Source organism: Mycobacterium sp. NGS62 (assembly GCF_059812285.1).
In genome coordinates, this window is sequence record NZ_JCALCK010000043.1 from 1 (window position 1) to 2,637 (window position 2,637).

2 protein-coding genes are annotated in these 2,637 nt (G+C 65.5%); both read right to left on the bottom strand.

Going from position 1 to position 2,637, the window contains the following annotated elements:
* Positions 1-94: 94 nt before the first annotated feature.
* Positions 95-850 (bottom strand): IS21-like element helper ATPase IstB, encoded by a 756-nt coding sequence (gene istB, locus AC5Y49_RS24530; protein ID WP_499891978.1) that lies wholly within the window; start codon positions 848-850, stop codon positions 95-97.
* Between the two features lie 54 nt (positions 851-904).
* Positions 905-2,452, bottom strand: a complete 1,548-nt coding sequence (gene istA, locus AC5Y49_RS24535; RefSeq protein ID WP_499891979.1) for an IS21 family transposase — start codon at positions 2,450-2,452, stop codon at positions 905-907.
* Between the last annotated feature and the right edge of the window lie 185 nt (positions 2,453-2,637).

A 2,637-nucleotide genomic window follows, 5' to 3' on the forward strand; every position in this document is an offset into this window, starting at 1 on the left:
TGTCGTCCGTCGCGTAATTCCCCAGGGGTGGCTGTCACGTAATTCCTCAGGTGTGGAGCCTCGGTGTAGGTTTACCGGCTTGCGCTGAGGGTGTCTAGTTGGTGGGGCGGCCGGGTCGTTTCCGGGGCCGGTAGGACGGGCCGTCCATGAGTACTTGGTGGCTGGTGTTGATGAGCCGGTCGAGCAGGGATTCGGCCACGACGGGGTTGGGGAACAGCGGGTACCAGTCCTTGGGGGCGCGGTTGCTGGTCAGGATCAGGGGTTTGCTGGCGATGGCCCGATCGGAGACGAGGTCGTAGAGGTCGTCGGATTGGGTGGTGGTGTGCTCGCGCATCGCGAAGTCGTCGATGACCAGTACCAGGGGTCGGGTGTATTCGCGCATGCGTTGGCCGATGGTGCGGTCGGCGTGGCCACCGGCCAGATCGGCGAGCATCCGGGAGCATTTGACGAAGCGCACGTCGCCGCCTCGGCGGGCTACGTGATGCCCGAGTGCTTGTGCCACATGGGTTTTGCCGACGCCGACCGGGCCGTAGAGGATGACTGATTCGCCGGCGTCGAGCCAGCGCAGCGCGGCCAGGTCGCGCAGCATAGCGGCGGGCAGTTTCGGGTTGGCGGTGAAGTCGAAGTCCTCGAAGGTGGCCTGTTCTTCGAATTTGGCGCGGCGCAGCCGTCTGGTGAGGGCAGCGGATTCGCGGCGGGCGATCTCGTCCTCGCACAGGGCTTGGAGGAATTCGAGCTGGCCGAGCCCGCCGTCGCGGGTTTGGGTCAGCCGGGCGTCGAGGGTGTCGAGCATGCCGGACAGTTTGAGGGTGCGCAGCGCGTTGCGCAGCGCTGGGTCGCAAATAGCCATGAGTTACTCCTGTGGTGTGGATTATGTTGGGATGATTCAGGTTTCGCCGGAGTGTTAGGCGATGATGCCGGTGTCGGCGCCGAACTGCTGGGGTCCGCGTAGGAACGCCCCGGCCGCCCCGGCCGCGCCGGTGACCGCGTCGTCGGTGCCGTGTTCGGTGCCGGCGGTCAAGATGCCCTTGATGGTGCGATAGCTCGGGTCGCCGACCTCGATGGCGCGGGCGCAGGCCGTCTCCAGGCGAGCCACGCCGTGCTTGTCGCGCAGCCCGAGCACCCCTTGAGCCGAGCGCAGGTGATGGATGGCGTTGTCGGTCATGAACTCGGCGATCACCGCTTCACAGGCCGGTCCGACCTCGGCGGCGGTGCGTCGGCACCAGGCCGGGGTGCGCATGTGGAAGGCGATCTTCTCCGGTGGGTAGTGGGTGAAGTCGGTGGACCGTCCGCTGGGGCGGCGCACATGGGTGGCCACTACGTCGGATCCGGTGAAGATCTGCACCATATCGCCGGCGGTGCGGGCGTGTAGTCGCTGCCCGATCAACCGCCACGGCACCGAGTACAGGGCCTTGCCGACCTTGAGATGCGCGTCGACACCGACGGTGCCGATCGACCACGTAGTGAGTTCGAATGCTCTGGACGGCAACGTCATCAACGCATCGGCTTCGACCGCCTCGAACACCCGCAACGGCGCGGCGCCTTCCAGAGCGCGGCTGTGCCGGGCTCCGGCCACTTCGGTACTCCAACGCAGCGCGTCGGTCTGCATCCCGGTCAGCGAGGTGAACTCGCGGCCTTTCCAGAACGAGTCCCGCACATAGGGCATGGGTCGTTCCACTCGGGGCTTGTCTTTGGGTTTGAATGCCCGCGCCGGGTCGATCAGCGCGCCGTAATGCACGCCCAGCTCAGCGTAGGTGCGGTTGATCTTCGGGTCATACAGGTCGGGCTTGTCGACCCCGGTCTTGAGATTGTCGCACACCAGCCGCGCCGGCACCCCGCCGAAGAACTCGAACGCAGCGACATGACATGCGCACCAGGTGGTTTGATCCATCCGGATCACCGGGCGCACGAACAGGTGACGCGAGCACGAAAGCACCATCACGAACGCCCACACCGCCACCCGCTTGCCCGTCGCCGGGTCCAACCACATGCCCAGCCGACCGTAATCGATCTGCGCCTCACTGCCGGGATCGACCTCCCCGCGCGGCACGCTCACTCGCTCGCGGGCCACCTCCTCGGCGAAATGCGTTGCGATCCAACGTCGCACCGACGACTCCGAAGCCGCCACGCCGTGGTCGTCACGCAACCGCTGGGCGATCGTGGCCACCGTGACATCAGCATCCAGCCAGGTCTTGATCTGATCGCGATACGGCGCGATCAACGGCCACGTCTGCGCCCGCATCCCGGGATCGTTCAGTTCGGGGAACCACCCGTCGATCAAATCGGCCCACGCCTGCGTGGTCAACGCTGGCCCGCCCGGCGTGATACCCGCCGCGATCGCCGGTGCTAAATATTTGCGGATGGTCTTGCGGTCGATCTTCAATGAGTCCGACAACTGGACCTGCGAGCGGCCCGCATGCCAGTGGGTGAACAGCTCGACTAGATCGAGCATCACAATATTTCTCCTCGCCATCAGCGCCCTTCCATCCACCGCCAGATGAATCAAGAGCGAACCGGTGTACGAGGCCCACACCAGGCAGACACACCGCCCAGGGTGGGGAATTACGTGACAGCCAGGGTGGGGAATTCCGTGACGGACAACCCCTCAAACCTGGGGAAATACGTGACCGCTGACAC